The 22,984-nt window shown below is 45.5% G+C and carries 20 protein-coding genes; 9 read left to right on the forward strand and 11 right to left on the reverse strand.

All coding sequences use genetic code 11. The features are described from left to right. Positions 1-40 precede the first annotated feature (40 nt). From C4H11_RS00705 to pyrB, 4 genes are read right to left on the reverse strand one after another with little or no spacing between them, the layout of a single operon-like run. Entirely contained in the window at positions 41-814 is a 774-nt protein-coding gene (locus C4H11_RS00705; RefSeq protein ID WP_106040062.1) for a porin family protein, read from the reverse strand. Between the two features lie 53 nt (positions 815-867). After that, positions 868-1,440, reverse strand: a complete 573-nt coding sequence (locus C4H11_RS00710) for a flavin reductase family protein (RefSeq protein ID WP_106040063.1) — start codon at positions 1,438-1,440, stop codon at positions 868-870. An 8-nt stretch (positions 1,441-1,448) separates the two neighbouring features. After that, on the reverse strand, positions 1,449-1,910 hold the full coding sequence (gene pyrI / locus C4H11_RS00715) for an aspartate carbamoyltransferase regulatory subunit (RefSeq protein ID WP_106042976.1): 462 nt from the start codon (positions 1,908-1,910) through the stop codon (positions 1,449-1,451). A gap of 41 nt (positions 1,911-1,951) precedes the next feature. Continuing rightward, positions 1,952-2,890 carry an aspartate carbamoyltransferase gene (gene pyrB, locus C4H11_RS00720; RefSeq protein ID WP_106040064.1) on the reverse strand — a complete coding sequence of 313 codons (939 nt, stop codon included), beginning with the start codon at positions 2,888-2,890 and terminating at the stop codon, positions 1,952-1,954. Between the two features lie 395 nt (positions 2,891-3,285). On the opposite strand from pyrB, the gene C4H11_RS00725 reads away from it, so the two are divergent. From C4H11_RS00725 to C4H11_RS00745, 5 genes are all read left to right on the forward strand, one after another. Beyond that, entirely contained in the window at positions 3,286-5,616 is a 2,331-nt protein-coding gene (locus tag C4H11_RS00725; RefSeq protein WP_106040065.1) for a transglycosylase domain-containing protein, read from the forward strand. A 5-nt stretch (positions 5,617-5,621) separates the two neighbouring features. Beyond that, positions 5,622-6,008, forward strand: a complete 387-nt coding sequence (locus C4H11_RS00730; RefSeq protein ID WP_106040066.1) for a 2-amino-4-hydroxy-6-hydroxymethyldihydropteridine diphosphokinase — start codon at positions 5,622-5,624, stop codon at positions 6,006-6,008. A 58-nt stretch (positions 6,009-6,066) separates the two neighbouring features. Then, entirely contained in the window at positions 6,067-6,822 is a 756-nt protein-coding gene (gene kdsB / locus C4H11_RS00735) for a 3-deoxy-manno-octulosonate cytidylyltransferase (protein ID WP_106040067.1), read from the forward strand. Between the two features lie 15 nt (positions 6,823-6,837). After that, a complete protein-coding gene (locus tag C4H11_RS00740; protein ID WP_106040068.1) occupies positions 6,838-8,127 on the forward strand; it encodes a M16 family metallopeptidase in 1,290 nt (429 codons plus the stop codon). 69 nt (positions 8,128-8,196) lie between these two features. Next, positions 8,197-9,369 (forward strand): MORN repeat-containing protein, encoded by a 1,173-nt coding sequence (locus tag C4H11_RS00745; protein WP_106040069.1) that lies wholly within the window; start codon positions 8,197-8,199, stop codon positions 9,367-9,369. A 24-nt stretch (positions 9,370-9,393) separates the two neighbouring features. On the opposite strand, the gene pflA is transcribed toward C4H11_RS00745, so the two are convergent. From pflA to spt, 3 genes are all read right to left on the reverse strand, one after another. Continuing rightward, entirely contained in the window at positions 9,394-10,122 is a 729-nt protein-coding gene (gene pflA / locus C4H11_RS00750) for a pyruvate formate-lyase-activating protein (RefSeq protein WP_106040070.1), read from the reverse strand. A gap of 1 nt (position 10,123) precedes the next feature. After that, on the reverse strand, positions 10,124-12,352 hold the full coding sequence (gene pflB, locus C4H11_RS00755; RefSeq protein WP_106040071.1) for a formate C-acetyltransferase: 2,229 nt from the start codon (positions 12,350-12,352) through the stop codon (positions 10,124-10,126). Between the two features lie 252 nt (positions 12,353-12,604). Further along, positions 12,605-13,792 carry a serine palmitoyltransferase gene (spt, locus tag C4H11_RS00760; RefSeq protein ID WP_106040072.1) on the reverse strand — a complete coding sequence of 396 codons (1,188 nt, stop codon included), beginning with the start codon at positions 13,790-13,792 and terminating at the stop codon, positions 12,605-12,607. A 209-nt stretch (positions 13,793-14,001) separates the two neighbouring features. Here spt and C4H11_RS00770 point away from each other — a divergent pair, with 209 nt between their 5' ends. Continuing rightward, on the forward strand, positions 14,002-15,045 hold the full coding sequence (locus C4H11_RS00770) for a diacylglycerol/lipid kinase family protein (RefSeq protein WP_106040074.1): 1,044 nt from the start codon (positions 14,002-14,004) through the stop codon (positions 15,043-15,045). Positions 15,046-15,207: 162 nt separating this feature from the next. After that, positions 15,208-16,965, forward strand: a complete 1,758-nt coding sequence (gene aspS / locus C4H11_RS00775; RefSeq protein ID WP_106040075.1) for an aspartate--tRNA ligase — start codon at positions 15,208-15,210, stop codon at positions 16,963-16,965. A gap of 261 nt (positions 16,966-17,226) precedes the next feature. Here the strand turns inward: aspS and C4H11_RS00780 are convergent, their stop codons facing one another. Next, positions 17,227-18,114, reverse strand: a complete 888-nt coding sequence (locus tag C4H11_RS00780) for a carbon-nitrogen hydrolase (protein WP_106040076.1) — start codon at positions 18,112-18,114, stop codon at positions 17,227-17,229. A gap of 54 nt (positions 18,115-18,168) precedes the next feature. Then, entirely contained in the window at positions 18,169-19,278 is a 1,110-nt protein-coding gene (locus tag C4H11_RS00785; protein ID WP_106040077.1) for an agmatine deiminase family protein, read from the reverse strand. 343 nt (positions 19,279-19,621) lie between these two features. On the opposite strand from C4H11_RS00785, the gene C4H11_RS00790 reads away from it, so the two are divergent. Further along, a complete protein-coding gene (locus tag C4H11_RS00790) occupies positions 19,622-20,716 on the forward strand; it encodes a Nif3-like dinuclear metal center hexameric protein (RefSeq protein ID WP_106040078.1) in 1,095 nt (364 codons plus the stop codon). Between the two features lie 5 nt (positions 20,717-20,721). Beyond that, on the forward strand, positions 20,722-21,555 hold the full coding sequence (locus C4H11_RS00795) for a zinc ribbon domain-containing protein (RefSeq protein ID WP_106040079.1): 834 nt from the start codon (positions 20,722-20,724) through the stop codon (positions 21,553-21,555). An 89-nt stretch (positions 21,556-21,644) separates the two neighbouring features. Here C4H11_RS00795 and cobC read toward each other — a convergent pair whose 3' ends face one another. Further along, positions 21,645-22,184: an alpha-ribazole phosphatase gene (cobC, locus tag C4H11_RS00800; RefSeq protein ID WP_106040080.1), complete on the reverse strand. Its 540-nt coding sequence runs from the start codon at positions 22,182-22,184 to the stop codon at positions 21,645-21,647. 13 nt (positions 22,185-22,197) lie between these two features. Next, positions 22,198-22,950, reverse strand: a complete 753-nt coding sequence (locus tag C4H11_RS00805) for an adenosylcobinamide-GDP ribazoletransferase (RefSeq protein ID WP_106040081.1) — start codon at positions 22,948-22,950, stop codon at positions 22,198-22,200. Positions 22,951-22,984 lie beyond the last annotated feature (34 nt).

The following is a 22,984-nucleotide window of genomic DNA, read 5'->3' on the forward strand; positions in this document are numbered from 1 at the left end:
TAAATGAATAAACGGAAATATACAAAGGAAATTTACGTGCTCAGAAGAGTACTCCGAAAGAAAAGCTGAGCACGTTGTCCCGGCGTCTGAACTGTATTCCGTTTTTCACGGTTTTGTCCGCAGTTTGATGTTCATTGTTCGGGATGTCGCAGGTGACACGTTTGGATATGTTGTGCAACCCGATATCGTAACGGAAATCGAAAAATATACGAGAGATGGTGACTGATACGCCGGTCGTGCAGCTGATGTTGAACGGGTGCAGCTGCTCATGAATATTCTCCTGATTGAAATTCTCAAAAGTTATGTTGCTTCTCTTATTCCATATATAGCGTATTTTGGGGCCTGCGAACACAGCGAGACTGTAAGGCCCTTCTTTGATGATGTTGTATCCGTAGATTACGGGGAAGTCTATGCTGTGGATAGATGATGTGATGGAAGCTTCCACCGACCGGGGCGTTGTAGTGGCTGCGGCCGGCAAAGGGCGTTCGAAAGTGATGTTGCAGCGATTGACGTTGTATGAAACTTCGGGCTGAAGGAAGTGTTTGTTAAAATTTATCCGCATGAAAAGAGCACCGAAATGCCCTATTTTATAATTGTTCTGTACTTCTTCAACGGATATTCCGTCAACATCGAAACTGGAAATAAGGAGCAAAGAAGAAGTGAATCCACCTTTGATGCCGAAGTTCACCCGATGGTCTTTTCGTTGTTCCGGTTGTTCTTCATCCGCTGTGCCCGGCACTATAGGGGTTTGTGCCCACATTGTTGCGGAAAGGATTGCCGAATATAAACAGATGAAGATTTTTTTCGTTTTCATGTGAAGGTTCTTTTCGTTTTCATGTCTGTCTCGATTCTTTCGCCGGTCGTTGGCTACTTGTTTCCTTTCTTCTCTACCGACCAGCCGAACTTGCCTATCTTTTCGCCCAACTCATAATATCCGCCATGCACGTAGACCAGCGGGTTGGTCTCCGCCAGTTCCAGCTTGCCGGTTTCCGGGTTGAGCTTATCGGTTTCGGCACGCACGTTCACCACCTCGGCAATGAACATGTCGTGCGAGCCCAGAGAGACGATCTCTTTCACCCTGCACTCGATGCAGAGCGGAGACTCTTCGATGAGCGGGGCGCTGACTACGCTACACTTCCCCGGCGTCAGGCCCATCTCCTTGAATTTATCATGATTCTTGCCGGAGCGTACGCCGCACCAGTCGGTGGCACGCGCCATCTCTTTCGTGGTAAGGTTGATGACGAACTCCATGTGGCGCCTGATGAGGTCGTAGGAGTATCGTTCGGGGCGCACGGAGATGTAGCACATGGGCGGGTTCGTGCAAATCGTTCCCGTCCATGCCACGGTCAGTATGTTGTATTCGTCCGGAGTGCTTCCGCAGCTCACCAGTACGGCGGGCAGCGGATAAATCATCGTTCCGGGTTTCCAGTCTTCTTTCATGTTGCCGTTCAGATTATTTCGATGTCTTCGCGCGTCTGTTCTTTCTCGCAGTAGTGGCACTTGATGACGCATTTCTCCTTGTCTATCACATGGAAGCGTGTGGCCATCGGTTCGTTGTTCGTGACGCATTTGGGGTTGGCGCATCGCACGATGCCTTGCAGCTCGTCGGGCAGGCTCACTTCGCGTTTTTCCGCCACCTCATAGTCGCGGATGATGTTCAGCTTCACGTTCGGGGCCACCACGGCGATGCGGTTGATCTCTTCGTCGCAGAAAAACTTGTCGGCGATTTTGATGATGCCCTTCGTGCCCAGCTTCTTGCTCTTGAGGTTGAAGCCGATGGTGATGTTATTACTCATGTGCTCCAGTCCCAGCAAAGAGACTACGGTGAACAGTTTCTCCGAAGGGATGTGGTCGATGACGGTGCCGTTCTCCAGTGCGGCCACCTGCAACTCTTGTTTCTTTTCGTTCAGCATCTTTCTATCTACTGTTTTTTGGCGGTTTACGAATTACTTTACTTGGTGAAATCCCTGACTTGCTCCAACGTGATGCCCAGTACGTCGCACAAGATGGCCTCGCGTGCGTACAGCCCGTTTTGCGCCTGCTGGAAATAGTAGGCCTTGGGGTTGTCGTCCACATCGTAGGCAATCTCGTTCACCCGGGGCAGGGGATGCAGGATGCGCAGGTTGGGACGGGCATGCTCCAGCATTTTGTTGCGCAGGATATAGACATTCTTCACGCGCTCGTATTCCATCAGGTCGGTGAAGCGTTCGCGTTGCACGCGCGTCATGTAGAGGATGTCGGCCTCGGCGATGGTCTCTTCGGTAAAGTCGGTATGTTCCACGTACCTGATGCTGTGTTCCCGGCAATAGATTTTATATTCCTCGGGCATCTTCAGTTCTTCGGGGGCGATGAAGTGGAACGTGGGGTTGAAGTGGCGCATGGCCATCAGCAGCGAGTGGACGGTGCGTCCGTACTTCAAATCGCCCACCAGAAAGAGGTTCAGGTTCTCCAGCGTGCCCTGCGTCTTGTAGATGGAATAAAGGTCGAGCATGGTCTGCGAGGGATGCTGGTTGGCCCCGTCGCCGGCATTGACGATGGGCACGGCGGTCACTTCGCTGGCATAGCGTGCGGCGCCCTCCAGGTGGTGGCGCATCACGATGATGTCGGCATAGTTGCTCACCATCTTGATGGTGTCTTTCAGCGTTTCGCCTTTGGACGAGCTGGTGGCTTTGGGGTCTGAAAAGCCGATGACACGTGCTCCGAGGCGGTTGGCCGCCGTCTCGAAGCTCAGGCGGGTGCGGGTAGAAGGCTCGAAAAATAGGGTGGCTACCACTTTCCCGTCCAATAAGCGGCGGTTGGGACGGGCCTCAAACTCTTCCGCCATCTTCAGCATGTAGTGTATTTTCTCCTTGCTGTGGTCGGCAATGGTGACTAAACTTCTGTTTTCCATACGATTGAATTCATTTATATTTTTCGAGAGTGTAAAGTTAAGGAAAATCTGTGTGCCATGGAAATATGTAGGGAAGTTTTTTGAGGGAAATCATTAGAATCTGGTAAATTTTTAATGAGATATTCTTCGATATAAGACAATTTACAATTGCCTTTCTTGAGGAATATGCCGCAAACTAATATCCTCCTACCATCGGGGCTCCATACCCCAACCGTATCAAAGCCGTGTTTTCTTTGTGTCAACTTCGTATCTATAGAAGCGGAAGATATACGGAGGATATACGGAGCGGATACGGAGGATATACGGACAGTAAAAAGATAGGCGAAAACATAGATGTATCCAATATATTTTCCTACCTTTGCCCAATTATTTAACGTTGATTTCAAGAATTGAAAATGATAAAGAAAATCGTTAAAGTCCTATGGATTTTCATAGCGCTGGCAGTTCTCGTTTGTGTATTTATATTCTTTTCTATAGCCAAAGGATGGATAGGCTACATGCCTCCGGTGGAAGAGCTGGAAAATCCCAATTATAAGTTTGCCACCGAAGTCCTGTCGGACGACGGGAAGGTATTGGGCACCTATTCGTATAGTAAGGAAAATCGCGTATTTGTGGGATATGCTGATTTGTCTCCATATCTCATTAATGCTCTGATTGCCACGGAAGACGTGCGTTTTGCCGACCATTCGGGCGTGGACGTCATCGCCCTGATTCGCGCCCTGGTGAAGCGCGGCATCCTGATGCGGAAGAATGCCGGCGGTGGAAGCACCATCACCCAGCAGCTGTCCAAGCAACTTTACTCGCCGAGTGCGGGGAATTTTATGGAACGCCTCTTTCAGAAACCCATAGAGTGGGTGATTGCCGTGAAGCTGGAACGATATTACACCAAAGAAGAGATTCTGACGATGTATCTCAATAAATTCGATTTTCTGAACAATGCCGTCGGCGTAAAGACGGCTGCCTTTACTTATTTCGGCTGCGAACCCCGGGACTTGAAACCGGAGGAAGCCGCCACGCTGGTAGGCATGTGTAAGAATCCGTCGCTCTACAACCCCGTACGCTACAATGAACGCTCGCGCGGGCGCCGTAACGTGGTGCTCGACCAGATGCGCAAAGCTGGATACATCACCGAAGCCGAACGTGATTCCTTGCAGGCTTTGCCTTTGAAGTTAAAGTATAACCGAGTGGATCACAAAGAAGGACTTGCCACCTATCTCCGCGAATACCTGCGCGGAATTCTTACTGCCAAGAAACCCGACAAGAGTGACTATCGCGGATGGCAGATGCAGAAATTTTATGAAGATTCTCTCGACTGGGAGAACAATCCGCTGTACGGCTGGTGCGAGAAGAACACCAAGAAAGACGGCTCCAAGTACAATATCTATACCGATGGGCTGAAAATCTATACCACCATCGACTCGCGCATGCAGCAATATGCCGAAGAGGCCGTGACCGAGCATCTGAAAGAACTGCAAGGCTATTTCTTCAAGGAAAAGAAAGGGGCGAAGAAAGCTCCCTACACTTTCCGGGTCACTCAGGAACAAGTGGACGAGATGCTGGGGCGAGCCATGCGTCAGTCCGACCGCTATCGCACGATGAAGAAGAACGGGGCGTCCGAGACCGAGATACGGAAAGCGTTCAACACGCCCGAAGAAATGACCGTATTCAGTTGGCAGGGAGTGAAGGATACCGTGATGACTCCGATGGACTCGATACGCTATTATAAATTCTTCCTCCGTGCCGGTTTCATGTCCATGGATCCGCGCAACGGATACGTCAAGGCGTATGTGGGCGGACCCAACTACCATTACTTTCAATACGACATGGCCATGGTGGGGCGCCGGCAGGTTGGCTCCACTGTGAAGCCTTTCCTCTATACGCTGGCCATGGAGAACGGCTTCTCGCCCTGCGACGAAGTGCGTCATGTGGAATATACACTGCTCGACGAGAACGGACGGCCATGGACACCGCGCAATGCCAACAACAAGCGTTACGGCGAGATGGTGACCGTGAAGTGGGGATTGGCAAACTCGGATAATTGGGTCACGGCTTATCTGATGAGTAAACTGAACCCTTATAACCTGAAACGGCTGATACATACGTTCGGGGTGCGTAACCGTGATATCGTGCCCTCCGTCTCCTTGTGTCTCGGTCCGTGTGAAATCTCCGTCGGCGAGATGGTAAGCGCTTATACGGCGTTTCCCAACAAAGGCATCCGGGTGGCTCCGCTGTTTGTGACGCGGATTGAAGACAATGAGGGTAATGTCCTGGCTGCCTTTACTCCCGAAATGCAGGAAGTCATCAGTGCGTCAGGTGCATACAAAATGCTGGTGATGTTGCGTTCCGTAGTCAACGAAGGTACCGGAGGCCGTGTGCGTCGTCTCGGTGTCAAGGCGGACATGGGCGGCAAGACGGGCACCACCAACTACAATGCCGATGGCTGGTTTATGGGCTTTACACCCTCGCTCGTATCGGGTTGCTGGGTGGGCGGTGAGGACCGCGACATCCACTTCGACACCATGCTGCACGGGCAGGGCGCCTCGATGGCATTGCCCATCTGGAGTAAATACATGGTGAAAGTGCTTGGTGACAAGTCTTTGGGCTATGATGAGAAAGAGACTTTTCGGTTGCCGGAAGATTATGATCCATGCAAAGAAGATGGCGGTTTGCGCGAAGGAGGTAATGTGGAAGATCCGATAGAAGGACTTGACGAATTGTTCAATTAGTGGATATGGTCTATACAATCGGCATCGGCAGCAACGAACAGCGGAAAGAGAACATGGCTTTGGCGCGGAAACGCTTGGCCGAACTTTTTCCGGGAATATGTTTCTCGGAAGAAGAGGAAACCAAACCTCTGTTTTTTCATCGTCCTGCTCTGTTTTCCAATCAGGTGGCTCGTTTTGCCTCGAAAGAGCAGGCATCGGATGTTATCTCGCGCCTGAAAGCGATAGAGCGTGAAGCGGGCAGAGTGCCTGGGGAGAAGGAGGCGGAGATTGTCCGGCTGGACATCGACCTGCTGTCTTGCGACGATATTGTTTACAAACCGGAAGATTTGGTACGGGATTACGTAGTGCGTGGCTTGGAGCAGCTATCTTCCGAAGCTCTTTCTAAAGAATAAACCTCGTTCTCCGCCTGCCCCAATTCGGGGCGGACGGAGATAAATAATAAACACTGAAATGAAATTTTTAGGAATTATACCCGCCCGTTATGCCTCTACGCGTTTTCCCGCCAAACCTTTGGCCATGCTGGGTGGAAAAACCGTGATACAACGGGTGTATGAGCAAGTGACCGGCGTATTGGATGATGCTTATGTGGCCACGGACGATGAGCGGATTGAAGCCGTGGTCAAGGCCTTTGGCGGAAAAGTCGTGATGACCTCTGTGCATCACAAGAGCGGCACCGACCGGTGTCATGAAGCATGTCTTCGGATAGGAGGCAGGTTTGATGTTGTTGTGAATATTCAGGGAGACGAACCTTTTATCCAAGCTTCGCAGCTGCAAGCAGTCAAGGCTTGTTTCAATGACTCTTCTACTCAGATAGCTACTTTGGTGAAACCTTTCACTGTAGATAATGACTTCAAGGATTTGGAGAATGTCAATTCTCCGAAAGTGGTACTTGATAAGAATATGAACGCCCTTTATTTTAGTCGTTCCATCATTCCGTTTCAGCGTAATGCCGGCAAAGAAGACTGGCTGAAGAGTCATGTCTACTATAAACACATCGGTCTCTATGCTTATCGCGTGGAGGTGCTGAAAGAAATAACCTCACTTCCCCAGTCTTCGCTCGAACTGGCCGAGTCGTTGGAACAATTGCGATGGTTGGAGAATGGCTATACCATCAAGGCCGGAATCACCGAACTGGAAACTATTGGCATAGACACTCCGCAGGATTTGGAACGTGCCGAAAAGTTCCTTCAAAATCTTACTCTATAGATTGTACATAAAACGATGTTGAACCGAAGCAACCGTCCTCTCATCTCAGAACCGGAACAATCGGCAGTACAACGACCGGAATGTATATTGTTGCCTAATGGCATTCTATTGAATGTACTTAATACAGGTGACAATGAGGTGATGCGCATAGATTTATTAATGGGGGGAGGCCGTTGGCATCAGACCCGCCCTCTGCAGGCCTTGTTCACCAACCGCATGCTGCGTGAGGGCACCGGACGCCATACTACTGCCGATATTGCAGAGAAGTTGGATTATTATGGAGCTTGGCTGGAATTATCCGCCGTTTCGGAATATACTTATGTCACACTCTATTCTTTGAATAAATATTTTGCCGAGACATTGGACGTGTTGGAGTCTGTCATAAAAGAGCCTACCTTTCCGGAGGAAGAATTGAATGTCATTGTAGATAGCAATATCCGGCAATTCCTTGTCAACTCATCCAAAGTGGGTTTTCTTGCACATCGTGGATTGCTGAATGCTTTGTACGGAGGGGAACATCCCTGCGGACGGTTGGCACAGGAGAATGATTACCGGTGTATTACCCCCGGTGTTTTATGTGAGTTTTACAATCGTTATTATCATTCAGGCAATTGCAGCATTTATCTTTCGGGAAAGGTGACGGACGAGAATATCTCTCGGGTAGAGAAGATTTTTGGCAACGAATCTTTTGGTAAAGATTTCCGCAAACCGGATAAGAGAGAATATGCTTCTGTCACTTTGCCTGAAAAACGTATCTTTATAGAGCGTCCCGAAGCTTTGCAAAGTGCTGTCCATATGGGGATGCTTTCTTTGGATTATAGCCATCCCGATTATCTGAAAACACGTGTGCTGGTGACGCTTTTCGGAGGGTATTTCGGCAGTCGGCTCATGTCTAATATCCGCGAGGAGAAAGGGTATACTTACAATATTTCGGCCGACCTCATGTCTTATCCCGGACAAGGGGTGCTGACTATCAATGCAGAAACAGCCAATGAATATGTAGAGCCTCTTATAGGTGAGGTATATCACGAAATGGAGCGACTTCAGAACGAATTGGTTTCCGATGAAGAGCTCAGCATGGTGAAGCACTATCTGTTGGGAGAAATTTGCCGCAGTTACGAGTCTCCTTTCTCTTTGGCGGATGCGTGGATTTTTGTACAAGTGTCCGGTTTGCAAGATACCTATTTTACAGATGTCATGAATGCGGTAAAAACAGTCACACCTCAAGAGATTCAAGAACTTGCCGGACGTTATTTTTGCAAAGAGACATTAAAAGAAGTGGTATCCGGCAAAAAAATGTCATAAAAAACAGAGAGTGGGCTTTATGTAAAGAGATAAACCTTATCTTTGTGCATAATACTTAGTTCTTAATCCATGAAATATCTATATATCGCTTTTTTTCTGACCCTATTCTGTCAAGGCAACACCGTAGCTCAAGAAAAAAAAGGCTCTTTCTTGAATAAGGTAAAAACATCATTCTCTTCTCAAATTACTATAGGCACCTACGTTTTTAAAGAAAATGGAGCTGTATATACGGGCGAAATGAAAGGTCGTAGGCCCAATGGAAAAGGTAAGACTGTCTTTAAAAACGGAGATATATACGAAGGTGAATATCTGAAAGGCAAACGGGAAGGGTATGGAACCTATGTGTTTCCGGATGGCGAAAAATACGAAGGACAATGGTTTCAGGACCAACAACATGGCAAGGGCATCTACTACTTCATGAATAACAATCGTTATGACGGCATGTGGTATCAGGATTATCAGCATGGCAAAGGGGTGATGTATTATTATAACGGCGACCGTTATGAAGGTGATTGGGTGAATGATAAACGGGAAGGAGCAGGCACTTATACGTGGAAAAACGGTTCCAAATATGTTGGCTCGTGGAAAAATGATAAGAAAGAAGGCAAGGGGACGTTAATTTGGAACGATGGTTCCAAATACGAAGGAACCTGGAAAAAGGATGTTCGTGAAGGCAAAGGAACTTTTGAATATGCCAATGGCGATAAATACGTAGGGGATTGGCTGGACGACATACAGCACGGGAAGGGTATTTATTTCTTCCATACGGGCGACCGTTATGAAGGCTCGTATGTACAAGGTGAACGTACCGGTGAAGGTATATACTACCATGCCAATGGTGATAAGTATGTAGGAAATTTCAAAGACGGTAAGCAGGAAGGACGCGGCACTTTTACTTGGTGCAACGGTGCTGTATATGAGGGTGACTGGAAAGATAATCTGCGTAACGGATATGGGGTCTACAAATGGAATGTGGGCGACTCGTACGAAGGCGAATGGAAGGATAATAAATTCAATGGGCGGGGCATCTTGATACAGACTGATGGAACGAAATATAAAGGCAGTTTCGTGAACGGCATGGAAGAGGGTAATGGCGTTTTAGAGGATAAAAACGGCAATCGTTACGAGGGCTTCTTCAAACAAGGGAAAAAACACGGTCCTTTTGTGGAGACTGATAAGGATGGAAAAGTGACGAGAAAAGGAACCTACAAGATGGGGAAATTGGAAACTAATGGAAAGTGATTCGAAAGGCGCTTTTGCTTGAACTCAGTTAACGTTAACCATAATCGAAAAGTATTCTTTGAATAACTTTTCAGCTCTTTCCAATTGTTGAGGCGTATTTTCTTCGACATCTTTTAGTTTATACTCCCATCCCATTGCCTCATATTTGTGTACGCCTAATTTATGATAGGGCAGAATCTCTACCCGTTGAATATTATGGAAAGTTCCAAATTCCTGCCCCAAGGCACGGACGTCTTCTTCAAAATCACTATATCCCGGTACTAATACATAACGTAGCCAGAATGGGCGGTTGTGTTCTTCCAACCAATGGGCGGTACGTAAGGTTTGTTCATTGTTGCGTCCCGTCAATGCGCGGTGGCGCTCCGGATTGTGCTCTTTGATATCAAGCAGAACCAAATCCGTCAGTCCCAATAACTCTTCAACCCTTTCGTTCCAGACCGCTCCATTGCTGTCTAAACAGATATGAATTTGGTTTGCCTTTAACTCTTTGAAAAGCGGAATTAAGGCTTCGGCTTGCAAGGTGGGTTCTCCTCCGGAAAAAGTTACTCCTCCTTTCCTTCCATAAAAAGCTTTTTGGCTGATTGCCATTTGCAGGATATATTCGGATGCAGTGAGAGTGCCTCCTTTTGATTCTATTGTGTCCGGATTGGCGCAATATAGACAACGGAACGGACAGCCTTGAAGGAAAATGACGAGCCGGATTCCCGGCCCGTCAAATGTTCCCATACTTTCGTAAGAGTGTACACGTATCATATTACATTCTTTCATGGAAAGAACGGTTGATAACTTCCAACTGGTGCTCACGACTCAGTTTCACGAAGTTCACGGCGTAACCGGAAACGCGGATAGTAAGTTGCGGATATTTTTCAGGATGCTCCATAGCGTCTTCCAGCATTTCGCGATTCAATACATTTACGTTTAGGTGATGAGCGCCTTTGGTGAAGTATCCGTCCATCATGGTAACCAGATTTTCTACACGCTCCTCTGATGTCGGACCTAATGATTTCGGAACTATGGAGAATGTATTGCTGATGCCATCTTGCGAGTCACGATAGCGAAGTTTGGCAACCGAACTCAGAGAAGCAATAGCTCCATTCTTGTCTCGCCCGTGCATCGGATTGGCACCCGGGGCAAAAGCAACCCCTTTGGCACGTCCGTCAGGAGTGGCACCGGTTTTCTTGCCATACATTACATTGGATGTGATAGTAAGCAATGAAAGGGTGGGGCGAGCGTTTTTATAGACAGGCAATTTCTTTAGTTCTTCACTGAAATAATACACCAAGTCTACTCCGAGGTGGTCTACACGGTCGTCGTTGTTGCCGAAACAAGGGAAAGTTCCTTCTATGTCGAAACTTTCTGTCAGCCCAATGTCGTTGCGGCGGGCGGTTACTTTGGCATATTTGATGGCGGATAAAGAGTCGATGGCAATGGAAAGTCCGGCCACGCCATAAGCTAAATTAATGCGCGGGTCGGTGTCTACAAATGCCATTTGGGCTTTCTCGTAATAATATTTGTCATGCATGTAGTGGATGATATTCATAGCTTCGTTATATACACGAGCTATTTCAGTCAACACTTTCTTATAGTTGGCCATTACTTCTTCAAACTTCAGCGTGTCACCGGTCAGTACGGGAATATTTTTGACCATGACCGTACCTGTGTTTTCGCAGCGGCCACCATTAATGGCCAACAGCAATGCTTTGGCGAGATTGGCACGTGCACCAAAGAATTGAATTTGTTTTCCTATGGCTTGATAAGACACACAACATGCAATGCCGTAATCGTCGCAGTTGCGTACCTCGCGCATCAGATCGTCGTTCTCGTACTGAATAGAACTTGTGTCTACGGAAACTTTGGCACAGAAGTCTTTGAAACCTTCGGGCAGTTCCGGACTCCAAAGTACCGTCATGTTCGGTTCGGGCGAAGGGCCGAGGTTGTACAAGGTTTGCAGAAAACGGAAAGACGTTTTCGTCACTTTTACACGCCCGTCATTAAAACGTCCTCCGATGGCTTCGGTCACCCAAGTTGGGTCTCCTGCAAAGATATCGTTGTACGATTGCATGCGCAAGTGGCGAACCATACGCAATTTGATGACGAATTGGTCAATCAATTCTTGCGCAAAGGTCTCATCGATTTTGCCATGCGCCAAATCATATTCTATAAAGATATCAAGGAAAGAAGAGGTATTACCCAATGACATGGCAGCTCCATCTTGTTCTTTTACAGCGGCAAGATAAGCCATATATACCCATTGTACCGCTTCTTGGGCGGATGTGGCGGGACGGCTGAGATCAAGCCCGTAATATTGCCCCAACACTTTGATATCCTTCAAGGCTTTGATTTGTTCTGATACCTCCTCACGCAGGCGGATACGGGATTCGTTCATGGGACCTGTCAGATTATGCAAATCTTCCTGTTTGGCCTCGATCAAGCGATCGATACCATAAAGCGCCAGACGACGATAGTCGCCAATAATACGTCCGCGCGCATAGTTGTCGGGAAGGCCTGTAAGAAATCCTAATGAGCGGAAAGAGCGTATTTCTTCGGTATATACATCGAAAACCCCGTCGTTATGTGTCTTGCGGTAATGCGTGAAGATTTCTTTTACTTTATCATCCACTTCTATGCCGTTTTCATGGCAAGCCTTTGCCACCACGTTGATACCGCCGAAAGGCTTGATGGCACGTTTCAACAGTTCATCGGTCTGCAAACCTACAATCAGTTCATCGTTCTTGTCTATATATCCGGCAGTGTGGGATACGATGGTAGATACTGTTGCATTATCCAATGCACGAACTCCATTGTTGTTTCTTTCTTCTTCAAGAGCTTTCAGGCAAATGTTCCAAATGCGTTTTGTGCGTTCGGTAGGCCCTTGCAAAAAAGATGCGTCTCCGGTATAGGGAGTAATGTTTCTACTAACGAAATCACTGACATTGACTTCGTTATTCCAAAGCCCATTAATAAAGGTGTTGTTCTGTTCCATAAAATTCATTTTGTTAGTGGGTTAGGGATTGTTATCCTTTTAGAGTGCGCAAAAATACCGAATAATCCCATAATACAGTAAGGAAAGCTCCTCATTTTATGTTGTACAACATTAAAATAGCTATTTGTAGGTATGACAGCTCATCATGGTTTTTCAAAATGAATCTTGCATAAAGAAAAAGAAAGGCCATACCATATTCTGAAAACAGTTATGATATGACCCTTCTTGCTTGCAGGGACTTTATGTCTATTCCTATTTAATAATTTCCAAAGCTTTGAAACATTTGGTCAATTTTTCTACTGCATAATCTACTTGCTCTACGGTGTGGGTCGCCATCAATGCTACGCGCACCAATGTGTCTTGAGGAGCACATGCGGGAGGGATAACCGGATTGATGAATATGCCTTCATCGAAAGCCATCTTTGTTACGACAAAGGTCTTTTCGGTATCACGTACATAAAGAGGGATGATGGGAGATTCGGTTTCACCGATTTCGAAACCTGCGTCACGGAATTTCTTTAATGCATAGTTGGTAATGTCCCACAAACGTTGAATACGTTCCGGCTCGGATTTTATAATATGGAGAGCCTCGCGGGCGGCAGCGGTTGCGGCCGGAGTGCTGCTTGCTTGGAATATATAGGAGCGAGCATTATGGCGTAGCCAATTGATAACCTCTTTGTCTCCGGCAATGAATCCTCCGATAGAAGCCAGTGACTTGCTAAATGTACCCATGATTAAATCGACCTCATCCGTAACGCCGAAGTGATCGCAAACACCACGGCCTTGTTTCCCGAAAACGCCTAAACCATGGGCTTCGTCTACATATATACTGGCATTGTATTTTTTCTTCAGACGAACAATTTCCGGAAGGTTGGCCAAATCTCCTTCCATGGAAAAGACTCCATCGACAACGATTAGTTTTACGGCATCCGGCTCGCATTTTTGAAGTTCTTTTTCAAGAGCTTCCATGTCATTGTGCTTGTACTTTAGCTGTGTAGCGAATGTAAGACGGCGTCCGTCCACAATAGAAGCATGGTCACGGTCATCACAAATAATATAATCTCCACGGCCCACAACGGCAGGAATGATGCCTTCGTTTACCGTAAATCCGGTAGAAAAACAGAGCGCTTCGTCTTTTCCTACAAATTCGGCCAGTTCTTTCTCCAATTCCACATGGATATCGAGGGTGCCATTCAAAAAACGGGAGCCGGCGCAACCGGTACCGTATTTTTCTGTAGCGGCTATTGAAGCGTCGATGATACGTTTGTCGTATGTCAGTCCCATATATGCATTAGAGCCGAACATCAAGACCTTTTGGCCATCCATCATAACTTCTGTGTCCTGATGACTGTTAATTGTGCGAAAATAAGGATATACTCCTTTTGCCATAAATTGCTGTGGCAAATCGTATTTCGCAAATTTTTCTTGTAATAAACTCATGAAGTGTCTTTTGTATTATGAATATTTAAATCTATTAAATACGAGTCTTAAAAAACAGGGGGCAAAGATAGCAAAATATGTCGGTATATTATTCTATTTGTTTAAAAAAACTCTTTGTGCTTATTTTAAGATATCCCATATTGATGTTATATCCTATATTTGTAATATATTTGCCAATCAGAAGAAAAACTGCATAGTATGACTTTTGCATGAGTGAAGACAAAAAGAAAATAGTATTTATCATAAACCCGATATCCGGCGCTCAGAACAAGGAAGTGATTTTGAAGTGGGTCAGTGAAAAACTGGATAAAGAGAAATATGTGCAAGAAGTTCTTTATACTGAACGGGCAGGGCATGCTGTAGAGATAGCTGCACAAAAGGTAAAAGAAGAGGTTCATGCGGTTGTGGCAATCGGGGGGGATGGTACGATAAACGAAATAGCTCGTTCATTGGTACACTCTCAAACAGCATTGGGTATTATTCCTTGTGGTTCCGGAAATGGGCTTGCCCGCCATCTGCAAATTCCGATGGAACCTAAAAAAGCTATCGAGGTTATTAATGAAGGGGTGATGGAAGTCATTGATTATGGGAAAATCAATGAAGTGCCTTTTTTCTGTACCTGTGGCGTGGGGTTTGACGCTTTTGTAAGTTTGCAATTCTCCAAGGCAGGAAAAAGAGGCCCTCTCACTTATTTGGAAAAGACACTGCTTGAAAGTTTGAAATACCGTCCGGAAACGTATGAACTGGAAATGGATGGCAGCACTTTGCGCTATAAAGCATTTTTGATAGCTTGCGGAAATGCTTCGCAATATGGAAACAATGCCTACATCACTCCTCAAGCCGCTTTAAATGACGGATTGCTGGATGTTACTATTCTCGAACCTTTCACCGTGCTTGATGTTCCTTCATTGTCTTTCCAGTTATTCAACAAGACTATCAATCAGAATAGCCGCATTAAAACCTTTCGTTGCCAAGCGTTGCGAATCCATCGTTCCAAGCCGGGGGTGGTTCATTTTGATGGCGATCCGATGATGACAGGGGAAAACATTGATGTGAAGATAGTGAAAAAGGGATTGCAAGTGATTGTGCCCCGGGGAGCGGAAAAAGATACGACAAATATGTTGCAGCGGGCGCAAGACTATATCAACGGACTGAAACAGATTAATGAGGCTTTTGTGGAAGACATAGCGCATAAAAACAAAATAATGTTGGCTAAGGGGAAGGAGCAAATTAAGAAACTGACAAAGATTTAACTTCGTCTTATTATTGTTTCGTGAATGGCGTTTTTCAGAAACTTTTCTGTTGCGATAAACTGTATAAAAGATGTTTTGTGTATTTTTGCATGGTATTTTTGCAATGGTTTTGAACCGGTATGCAGGAAGAAATAAGATTGGATAAATTAAAAAGATATAAAGATGTATAGAACACACACCTGCGGAGAACTCCGTATCTCCGATGTTAATAAGCAAGTGACACTGGCAGGATGGGTACAGCGTAGCCGTAAGATGGGGGGGATGACTTTTGTTGATCTCCGCGACCGTTATGGAATCACTCAATTAGTCTTCAATGAAGAAGTGGACGCTAAACTTTGCGAATGTGCCAATCACTTGGGGCGCGAATTTGTTATTCAGGCAAAAGGGACTGTAAACGAACGCTTCAGTAAAAATGGAAATATGCCCACCGGTGACATTGAAATCATCGTGTCGGAACTTAATGTCTTGAATACATCTTTGACCCCCCCTTTCACCATTGAAGAGAATACAGATGGAGGCGATGATATCCGGATGAAATATCGTTATTTGGATCTTCGTCGCGCCAATGTGCGCAGTAATATGGAACTCCGTCATAAGATGACGATTGAAGTTCGCAAATATTTGGACAATCAGGGCTTCATTGAAGTTGAGACCCCCATTCTTGTAGGATCTACTCCTGAAGGTGCCCGTGACTTTGTTGTTCCTTCGCGTATGAATCCGGGGCAATTCTATGCCTTGCCGCAGAGCCCGCAAACGCTGAAGCAACTGTTGATGGTTTCCGGCTTCGACCGTTATTTTCAGATTGCTAAATGTTTCCGTGATGAAGACTTGCGCGCAGACCGCCAGCCGGAGTTCACCCAAATAGATTGTGAGATGTCTTTTGTGGAACAAGATGATATTATCAACCTTTTCGAAGGTATGGCAAAATATCTCTTCAAGGAGATTCGCGGCGTGGAAATCACTGAACCTTTTATGCGTATGCCATGGGCAGATGCCATGAAGTATTATGGCAGTGACAAACCGGATCTTCGTTTCGACATGAAGTTTGTGGAGTTGATGGACGTTATGAAAGGATATGGTTTCTCTGTATTTGATGACGCCGCTTACATCGGTGGTATCTGTGCCGAAGGGGCTGCGCATTATACGCGCAAGCAATTGGATGCTTTGACCGAGTTTGTAAAGAGACCGCAAATAGGGGCCAAAGGTATGGTATATGCACGCGTAGAGGCAGACGGTAGTGTGAAATCAAGTGTAGACAAGTTCTACACCCAAGAGGTACTGCAAGAAATGAAGGCGGCTTTTGGTGCCAAGCCGGGTGACTTGATTTTGATTTTGAGTGGCGATGATGCAATGAAGACCCGCAAGCAACTGAATGAATTGCGCCTTGAGATGGGTAACCGGCTTGGGTTGCGTGATAAGAATAAGTTCTCTCTTTTGTGGGTGGTAGATTTCCCGATGTTTGAGTGGAGTGAAGAAGAAGGCAGGTTGATGGCTATGCATCACCCATTTACACATCCTAAAGATGAGGATATTCCTTTGCTGGATACCAATCCGGCTGTTGTTCGTGCCGATGCATACGATATGGTGTGCAACGGTATCGAATTGGGCGGTGGCTCTATCCGTATTCATGATGCACAGTTGCAGGCGAAGATGTTCGAAATTTTGGGATTCACGCCCGAAAAGGCTCAAGAGCAGTTCGGTTTCTTAATGAATGCCTTTAAATATGGTGCTCCTCCTCATGGAGGTTTGGCTTATGGTTTGGATCGTTGGGTAAGCATCTTTGCAGGACTTGACAGTATTCGTGACTGTATTGCGTTCCCCAAGAATAATAGTGGACGCGATGTTATGCTGGATGCTCCGTCGGTCATCGACCGGAAACAATTGGATGAATTGAATTTGATTGTGGAAGTCAAGGAATAAAAGCAAGCAGAAAGCTATGAAACCATGAAATTCATATCTAAACTTTAATTCTCGAAGACTTGTCCGCGCTGCGTGAATGCCTGTCCGCCAGTTGAGAATGTGTATTCGCACGGAGCGAGCAGGGGCCTATTCAGATAGAGAACAGGTTTATAACTGCAATAAAAAGAGCCATATCATTATTTAAAATAGAGTTTGATATGGCTCTTTAATGTTCATCAGTTACAATCCGTAATGTCTCTGAGGGCCTATGTTCGCTTCTTTTTATTCATCAAGGTATCTTTTGGTTAGTCCTTCATAGGCATCAATCCTGCGATCGCGTAAGAACGGCCACCAACGACGTACGTTTTCCGAGCGTTCCAGATCAACCTCAATAATTATGTTTTCTGAACCTTCGTTCCTTGCTTGTGCCAGAAACTCGCCTTGTGGGCCGACCACAAAACTATTCCCCCAAAATAAGATTCCTTGCGTCATACCGGAAGGGTCGGGTTCATGTCCTACTCGATTAACGGAAACCACAGGTAGGCCGTTGGCAACAGCATGGCTGCGTTGTGATATGATCCAGGCATTGAGTTGGCGTTCTTGTTCTTCTTTCGTGTCGGTAGTCTCCCAACCTATGGCAGTAGGATATATCAATATCTCGGCACCTTTCATGGCCATGATACGGGCAGCTTCCGGATACCATTGATCCCAGCATACCAAAACGCCGAGTTTCCCTATAGAAGTCTGAATTGGCTCGAAACCTATATCTCCGGGGGTAAAATAGAATTTTTCGTAATAGGCAGGATCGTCGGGGATGTGCATTTTTCGGTACTTGCCGGCAATGCTTCCATCGGCGTCGAAAACTACGGCTGTATTATGGTATAAACCGGGGGCACGTTTTTCAAACAAAGAGGTTACTAACACAACATGGTTGGCAGCAGCCAATTCCGAATAGAATTCGGTAGATGGTCCCGGGATAGGTTCTGCCAAGTCAAAAAGTTGTGTGTCTTCTGTCTGGCAAAAATATAAAGAATTATGTAGTTCCTGCAGGACGACCAGTTGGGCGCCACGGGTAGCACATTCTTCAATGTTTTTGGCTAAATTCATCATATTTGTTAGCAGGTCTGCAACGTTGCTCTGCTGAATGATACCTATTTTAATCTTTCTCATATGTTTAATCTTTTAGATGATAACTCTGTTTGCTTTATTTTTTTGCACGTATGTTTATTCCAGTACACCGGCAGGATACTGCATGGTGACACAGTGTAGGGAACCGTGCTGTTTAATCAATGCCCGACAATCTATCCCTATAATTTCATGATCGGGAAATGCTTCTTGCAGTATTTGGCCTGCCAGTATGTCGTTTTTCGGTTGATTATAGGTCGGGTAGAGCACCGCTTTGTTTATAATCAAAAAATTGGCGTACGTGGCGGGAAGGCGTTCGCCCTTTTCCTCTATTCTGTCTGCCATGGGCAATGCCAATAAACGATAAGGTTCACCTTTCGGAGTGCGAAAAGTCTGCAATTGTTGTTCCATTTTGCAAAGTGCTTCGTAATGCTCGTCTTCAATGTCGTCACACTTCACATAGGCTATGGTATCCGGTGAGCAGAAGCGAGCCAACGTGTCGATATGACTGTCGGTGTCATCACCGGCAAGATAACCATAATCAAGCCAAAGCACACGGCGCAAATGAAAAACAGTACAAAGATATTCTTCTATTTCTGCCCGGTTCATCTGTCCATTACGATTAGGAGAGAGGAGACATGCGGAAGTGGTGAGTAAAGTACCCATGCCGTCACTCTCGAAAGAACCACCCTCAAGTACAAATCCTAAGCGATTGGTGTATTTTCCCTTCAATATGCCGGCTTTTACGGCATGGCGGGTAATCAGGTTGTCCTTGTCGGATGCAAATTTCAGTCCCCAACCGTTGAATTTGAAGTCAAGCAGGGAAATGGTGTCTGAATCCAACAGGCTGACGGCGCCATGGTCGCGTGCCCATGTGTCATTAGTCTCACACTGCAAAAAACAGACGTTTCCCATATTGACCGTAGTTGCTATTTGCCTTTCAACCGTTTGTGGCTCAGGGGTAACAATCAGCAGCTTTTCTCGTTGGGCTATCTCACGTGCTATTTTTACAAAGCACTTTTCTACTTCTTCGAGCATGTATGCCCAGTCAGTTGCGGCATGTGGCCACGTCAGCTGTACGCCGCTTTGAAGTGCCCATTCGGCAGGTAAAAGAGGAGTACGATTCTCCGGAATAGTATTTGAAACAAACAGTAATTGCTCCTCTTTTTCTGATGTGCCTCCATCTGGAGAGTCTACTATAATTCCCATTTATTCGTCAATTGAGTCCCTTAAAATCTATTTTTTTATTTTCGTGTAAGTGCAGACTTACACTCTTACATATTATTTAAAAATGTGATACGACAAGTACAAATGTATGCGTGGCAATCATCATTTGTGAGCCACGTTATCATTTGTGAGCCACGTTTGGAAGATGTTCATGCCGTTTTATAAGTACAATCTTTTCTTCTTATTAGTTCGCCAAAGATAATACAAATATTTTTTTGCACTATCTTCGCAACGTAGAAAGCTTATATACAAGACTTTTTTTTGACCTAAACGTTTTTTAATCCACTGTTTTTTTCTACCTTTGCAGCCAAGTTCTCTGTTTAGAATGAAAATTAAAGAAATAGTAAGCGCCCTTGAACGGTTCGCGCCTCTGCCATTGCAAGACGGATTTGATAATGCCGGCGTGCAAATCGGATTGACAGATGCGGAAGCAACAGGGGCTTTGTTGTGTCTTGACGTTACCGAAGCTGTATTGGATGAAGCAATTTCATTGGGATATAATCTTGTCATTGCTCATCATCCTCTCATCTTCAAAGGGTATAAATCCATCATAGGCAGAGATTATGTAGAACGCTGCATCTTGAAGGCTATTAAGAATGATGTTGTTGTCTATGCTGCCCATACCAACTTGGATAACTCTCCGGGTGGGGTAAGCTTTAAAATGGCCGAGAAGATTGGATTGAAGAATGTCAGGATTCTGGAAGCAAAGGAAAATGCTTTGGCCAAACTGGTTACATTTGTCCCCAATGCGCAGGCAGAAACGGTGCGAAAGGCTTTGTTCGATGCCGGATGTGGCTATATCGGTAAATATGATTCTTGTAGCTATAATTTGGAAGGCGATGGAACATTTCGTGCACAAGAGGGCGCTCATCCTTATTGTGGAAGAATAGGAGAATTGCATGCGGAAAAAGAAGTGCGTATTGAAACAATACTTCCGGCCTATAAAAAAGAGGCGGTTATCAAGGCCTTGTTGGCAGCACATCCATATGAAGAACCGGCTTTTGATTTATATCCTCTGCAAAATTCCTGGGCACAAGCCGGAGCGGGGGTTATAGGAGAATTGGAAATGCCGGAGACTGAGTCGGAATTTCTGAAACGCATCAAGAAGACTTTCGAGGTGGGATGTTTGAGGCATAATAAGTTGACAGGGAGAGAAATCCGGACAGTTGCACTATGTGGAGGTGCAGGCTCTTTTTTAATGTCGCTTGCCGTACGTAATAAGGCGGATATTTTTATTACCGGTGAGATAAAATACCATGATTATTTTGGGCGCGATACGGATATTCTGCTTGCAGAAATAGGACATTATGAAAGTGAACAATATACAAAAGAAATTTTTTATACGATAATCAAGGAGGCGTTTCCTTGTTTTGATGTTCAAATGACAAAAGTAAATACAAATCCCATAAAATACTTATAAGTAAAATGGCTAAAGAAGCAAAGAAAGATCCCCAGGAATTGACTGTGGAACAGAAGTTGAAAGCTTTGTTCCAGTTGCAGACAATGTTGTCTAAAATTGATGAGATAAAAACGCTGAGAGGTGAACTTCCGTTGGAAGTGCAAGACTTGGAAGATGAAATTGCCGGTCTCAGTACGCGTATTGAAAGAATCAAGGCAGAGGTTTCTGAACTGAAATCATCCATCGCCGGAAAGAAAGTCGAAATTGAAAGTGCAAAAGCTTCTGTTGCAAAATATAAGGACCAGCAAGATAATGTCCGCAATAACCGCGAATATGATTTTTTGAGTAAAGAGATTGAGTTTCAAACGCTGGAAATTGAATTATGCGAAAAGCGTATTAAAGAGTTTACTGAGCAAGAGGTAGAAAAATCTAAGGAGGTAGCCGATAGCTCTGCTGCTTTGGATGAAAGACAGAAGGATCTTGAGGTTAAGAAAGGTGAATTGGACGAAATTATCTCTGAAACGAAGCAGGAAGAAGAAAAGTTGAGAGACAAAGCCAAGGAACTTGAAACCCAAATAGAGCCGCGCTTGCTTCAGTCGTTCAAACGTATTCGTAAGAACTCACGCAACGGATTAGGTATTGTATATGTACAACGTGATGCTTGTGGCGGTTGCTTCAACAAGATTCCGCCTCAGAGACAATTGGATATCCGTTCGCGCAAGAAAATTATTGTTTGCGAATACTGCGGACGCATTATGATTGACCCTGAATTGGCCGGTATTACTACTGAACAAAAAACTGAATCTGTAAAAGAAAAGCCGACGAGAACGAGAAAAAAAGCGGCAAGTTCAGAAGAGTAAATATTCTTTCAAATAGCATAAAAACGGTGATAGATAAATCTGTCGCCGTTTTTTCAATGACGCCAACTTAGAGATAATGAGAATCCTCTTTACCCCTTATCCGGTTGGATCTGTATAATACCTCCATGGGGCGTTAGTGCATTAAAAGCTTCTTCCATCCGAATGATTCCTGCATAAATCTGTGCACAGATCAGTACGCCGCCGTGTGCAAAGATGGCAACTTTCTTATAAGGTTTTTGGCTAAGTTCGTCCAGAAATCCGCTGACACGTTGATATTGCATGGCAAAAGATTCTCCGCCGGTAGCTGCTACATTCAAATAATCAGCATACCACTCTTGCAAGCGAGGGTCGTTATTATGGTCAAAAGGCTTCATTTCCCAACTCCCGAAATTTATTTCCATGAGGCGATTGTCTCGCTCTGCATCAGGATAGCCACAATATGATGCGAGACGGACACACCGTGTCAGCGGACTTGTGTAAATGTGTTCGAAGGGAAGATATGCTTTCAGATTTTCTGCCGTAACAGCAGCTTCTTCTTCAAAGGTTGCTTTTAGGGGCACATCTGTCTGCCCATAGCATATACCCGGTGGCACATCTACCGAAGTGTGGCGAATCAAGATTATTTCCATGGATTAAGTTGTTCTATTGTATGTTTGGATGGATGATTATCAGGCTTCCTATATAAAAAGATAATTCGCACAGCAGGAAAGTTGCTCCGCAACAGTCACCCGTATAGCCTTGTAAGCGTCGTTTCATCAGTAGGTATAATAAGGCAAAGGTCGCTATGGGGAAGAAGACGACAATCCATCCCTTGACAGGTAGGAGTACTGTAAGGGGAAGTAGGCCGGCAATGAGACAGATGGACAACTCGCGGGATGTCATGCGATTGTAAACAACCCCCGTTTTACTTTCTCCTTCTTTGCGGGCGTAAGGTAAAAAGTTGACAATCTGAGAAGCGCAACATTTGCTCCAACAGTCTCCGCAGAGAACAAGAATACAAAGGTAGCGGAGGGGCAGATGATACAATTGCCATAGAAGCAGGAAATAGCAGATCAATCCGATGACTCCATAACTCCCTATGTGAGAATCCTTCATAATGGAAAGTGTATGTTCGCGTGTACTTCCTCCACCAAAGCCATCGAAGAAATCAGCCAAGCCGTCTTCATGCAAGCAGCCACTGATAAACAGACGGACAACGATTGCTATTCCCCATGCCGTCGGCAATGGCAGTATCTGAGCGGCCGACCACAATGCTGCTGCCATTATGCCGCCTGTCAACCAACCCACAAGTGGCCAATAAGGAACTATGTGTTTGAAACTCTCGGCCGGGACCTTTTTTATTCTCCAAAAAGGTAACCGTGTGAGTAGTATGAATGCCGCCAGAATGTTGTTCATGATTTATGCAGAGAATTTACAGTTTGACATTCTA

It is taken from the genome of Bacteroides zoogleoformans (assembly GCF_002998435.1).
Taxonomy (GTDB): Bacteria; Bacteroidota; Bacteroidia; order Bacteroidales; family Bacteroidaceae; genus Bacteroides; species Bacteroides zoogleoformans.